Genomic DNA, 4,024 nt, shown 5'->3' on the forward strand with positions numbered 1-4,024 from the left:
GACGAACTCGCGGCGTTCCGGCGCGCGGCTGGCACGAGGAGGCGACGACCGACCCGGCCGCGCTCGTGCAGCTGCTCGCGGACGGCGCGAACATCGGTGTCGGCTGCCGGGCCTCGCGCGTGGTCGCCCCGGTCGGTGGAGACGATCAGGTCGGTGAAGCCGTCCTGGTCCAGGTCGCAGGCCGACTCGGCGTCGAACGCGGCGGGCAGGGTGTCGCCGGACTTCGCCGCGTTCGCCCGGGCGCTCAGCAGTTGCCGGGCGGCCGGGTCCAGGGGGCTGTCGTCGGAGCCGTAGACGACGCCGATGCCCGCGTCGTCGCCGTGGCTGTCCTCGGGGGCCTTCACCAGGTCGTCGATGACCAGGTCGCGGTGGCCGTCGCCGTTGAAGTCGTACGGGACGCGGCTGCCGGATCCGCGCGGTACGGGGATGCGCGCCGTGTCCGCCCGGGTCTGGGGCTGCGCCTTCGGCGGGGTGTCGCCGTTCTTGTCCCCGGAGGCGGCGGACGGGGGTGCGTCGGCGGCCGAGGGGCTCCCGCAGCCGGTCAGTGCGAGCAGCAGACCGGCGCAGCCCGCGGCGAGGGCGGCCGTCGCCCTGGTGGTGACCGCTGCCTTCGGGTGCGTGATGTGTGGGCGCACGGGGCCTCGCTCGTCGCTCGTTCGTTGTCCGTCGTGTGCTGTCCGACGCCTGCTGTGGGCTGTCCGCCCTCTGCCGGTGCGGGGCTCCCGACCCGTGGCCGGGCGGCTCCGGGGCACATGATGCTCCAGATACGTCGTCGCGTACATGTCCGAGTTCACCGTGCCCGTGCGGCGATCGTCACGTCCGGCGGGCGGAGCCCCTGAGCCCCACGAAGAAGCGGCCGGTCCTGCCCCCGAGGCAGGTCCGGCCGCTCATCGCGTCGACGCGTCAGGTCACTTTGCCGGTTCGGGCTCCGGCGCGTCCACCTGTTCCGGCTCGCCCGCCGGATCGGCCGGGGTCTTCACCGACTCCAGGAGGAGCTGCGAGACGTCCACGACCTGGATGGACTCCTTGGCCTGGCCGTCGTTCTTCTTGCCGTTGACCGAGTCGGTCAGCATGACGAGGCAGAACGGGCAGGCGGTGGAGACGATGTCCGGGTTGAGGGCGAGGGCTTCGTCGACGCGCTCGTTGTTGACGCGCTTGCCGATCCGCTCCTCCATCCACATCCGGGCGCCACCGGCGCCACAGCAGAAGCCGCGCTCCTTGTGGCGGTGCATCTCCTCGTTCCGCAGCCCCGGGACCTTCGCGATGATCTCGCGCGGCGGGGTGTAGATCTTGTTGTGACGGCCCAGGTAGCACGGGTCGTGGTACGTGATCAGGCCCTCGACCGGGGTCACCGGGATCAGCTTGCCCTCGTCGATGAGGTGCTGGAGCAGCTGCGTGTGGTGGATGACCTCGTACTCGCCGCCGAGCTGCGGGTACTCGTTCGCGATCGTGTTGAAGCAGTGCGGGCAGGTCGCGACGATCTTCTTCGACGACTTGGGCTTCCTCGTCGTCGTGTCTTCATCGTCCTCGCCGTACGCCATGTTCAGCATGGCCACGTTCTCCTGGCCGAGCTGCTGGAACAGCGGCTCGTTGCCCAGGCGGCGGGCGGAGTCACCGGTGCACTTCTCGTCGCCGCCCATGATCGCGAACTTGACGCCCGCGATGTGCAACAGCTCCGCGAAGGCCTTCGTGGTCTTCTTGGCCCGGTCCTCCAGGGCGCCCGCGCAGCCGACCCAGTACAGGTAGTCGACCTCGGTGAGGTCCTCGACGTCCTTCCCGACGATCGGGACCTCGAAGTCGACCTCCTTGGTCCACTCGACGCGTGCCTTCTTGGCGAGCCCCCAGGGGTTGCCCTTCTTCTCCAGGTTCTTGAGCATCGTGCCCGCCTCGGACGGGAACGCGGACTCGATCATCACCTGGTAGCGGCGCATGTCGACGATGTGGTCGATGTGCTCGATGTCGACCGGGCACTGCTCGACGCAGGCGCCGCAGGTGGTGCAGGACCACAGGACGTCCGGGTCGATGACGCCGTTCTCCTCGGCGGTGCCGATGAGGGGGCGCTCGGCCTCGGCGAGGGCGGCCGCGGGAACGTCCCTCAGCTGCTCCTCGGTGGCCTTCTCGTTGCCCTCCATGTCCTTGCCGCCGCCGGCCAGGAGGTAGGGGGCCTTGGCGTGCGCGTGGTCGCGCAGCGACATGATCAGGAGCTTGGGGGAGAGGGGCTTGCCGGTGTTCCAGGCGGGGCACTGGGACTGGCAGCGGCCGCACTCGGTGCAGGTGGAGAAGTCGAGGATGCCCTTCCAGGAGAACTGCTCGACCTGGGAGACGCCGAAGACCGCGTCCTCGGCCGGGTCCTCCCAGTCGATCTCCTTGCCGCCCGACGTCATCGGCTGGAGCGCGCCGAGCGCGACGTCGCCGTCGGCGTTCCGCTTGAACCAGATGTTCGGGAAGCCGAGGAAGCGGTGCCAGGCGACACCCATGTTGGTGTTCAGCCCGACCGTGATCGCCCAGATCATCGTCGTACCGAGCTTGATCATCGCGAACAGGTAGACCAGGTTCTGCAGCGTCTCGACGCTCAGCCCCTTGAAGGCCAGCACCAGGGGGTACGAGGCGAAGTACGCGGGGCCGTAGCTGTCCACGTGGTGCAGCGCGCCCTCAAGGCCGCGGAGCAGCATGATCGCGGCGCCGATGATCAGGATGATCGCCTCGACGAAGTACGCCTGGCCCATCTTCGAACCGGTGAAGCGCGACTTGCGGCCCGCCCGCGAGGGCAGGTTCAGCTGGCGGATCGCGATCAGGACGAGGATGCCGAGGGTCGTGCCGAGTGCGATGAACTCGATGTAGACCTCGTACGGCAGGAAGGTGCCGATGTACGGCAGCACCCAGTCGGCCTTGAACAGCTGGCCGTACGCCGTGACGATCGTCAGGCCCAGGGTCAGGAAGCCGACCGCGACGAACCAGTGGGCGACGCCCACGATTCCCCAGCGGTTCATACGGGTATGGCCGACGAACTCCTTGATCAGGGTGATCGTCCGCTGCTTGGGGTCGTCGGTGCGGCTGCCTGCTGGTACCGACTGTCCCAGACGGACGAAGCGGTAGATCTGCGCGACGGCTCGGGTGATGAGCGCAACGCCGACGACCGTCAGCACCAGCGACACGATGATCGCGGCGAGTTGCATTTCGGGGCTCCTCGGGCCTGCGAGAGCGGGGTCCGGTTACTACTGCCCGCTACTACTAAGCAGTAACTTAATTAGTCTGTGCTGACACTATCCACTTATTCCACCGTGCTGTAGCCGGGTCGTCGGTGATCTGCGTCGCTCAGGTGTGCCTTGGTTCGACGGGCCCTCCGGAGCCGCTCCCGCAGGGGATCGCGTGCGGCTTCGGCAAGGATCGCCAGGTCGAGCACCACTCCATGGTGCTCTGCGTAGTGCTGGTCCAGCAGAGCGGGGTCGTCCCACGGCATGCCGGAGCGGGCGCGCACCTGCGCGAGACCGGTCAGTCCCGGCCGCAGTTCCCGTCGCCACTGCCGGGCGCCGGACTCCGTGGCCCGTGGGTCGCCCGGGGCCAGCGGTGCGGGGCCGACCAGGGAGAGGTCGCCGCGTACGACGTGGGGCAGCCGGGAGAACAGGTCCAGCCGGAGCCTCCGGGTGCGCAGGGTGCGCAGCTCGAAGACCCGGCCGCCCAGGCCGGTCCGGGGCCGGCGGTCCCAGGCGCCGCCCGGGGTGTGCCGCACGTTCAGGGCGAGGGCCGCCACGGCGACGGCGGGGGCGGTCAGGATCAGCAGGGCGGTGCCGAGGGTCAGGTCCAGGACGCGCTCGGCGGGTGTGCGCGGGAAGAAGCGGTCCGCGAGCCGCCCGGCCCGGTCGGCGAGGCCGGCCAGCCGTGCCGCGGGGCGGGAGGGGAACTGGCCCCTGACCGTCCCTGTCGCCGTCCCGTACGGGGACGGGTGCCGGTGCGGGTGCGGGTGCGTCTCGTGCGGTTCAGTGCTGTGCGGCTCCGCGCCGGGCGGCACCGGGCGGGACCGGGG

At 70.0% G+C, this 4,024-nt stretch carries 2 protein-coding genes and 1 pseudogene; all 3 read right to left on the bottom strand.

The window, feature by feature from the left end; genetic code table 11:
• Positions 1 to 635, bottom strand: a pseudogene (locus HET64_RS37345) (hypothetical protein); the annotation flags it as partial.
• 273 nt (positions 636 to 908) lie between these two features.
• Positions 909 to 3,176: a (Fe-S)-binding protein gene (locus HET64_RS37350; RefSeq protein WP_215111679.1), complete on the bottom strand. Its 2,268-nt coding sequence runs from the start codon at positions 3,174 to 3,176 to the stop codon at positions 909 to 911.
• A 95-nt stretch (positions 3,177 to 3,271) separates the two neighbouring features.
• Positions 3,272 to 3,877 carry a sugar transferase gene (locus HET64_RS37355; RefSeq protein WP_215111680.1) on the bottom strand — a complete coding sequence of 202 codons (606 nt, stop codon included), beginning with the start codon at positions 3,875 to 3,877 and terminating at the stop codon, positions 3,272 to 3,274.
• Positions 3,878 to 4,024: the final 147 nt, after the last annotated feature.

The sequence above is a fragment of the Streptomyces sp. McG3 genome, assembly GCF_018619185.1.
Taxonomy (GTDB): Bacteria; Actinomycetota; Actinomycetes; order Streptomycetales; family Streptomycetaceae; genus Streptomyces.

Excerpts from the sequence above, each read along its gene's own strand:
- HET64_RS37350 (WP_215111679.1), bottom strand. The coding sequence starts at position 3,176 with ATGCAACTCGCCGCGATCATCGTGTCGCTGGTGCTGACGGTCGTCGGC.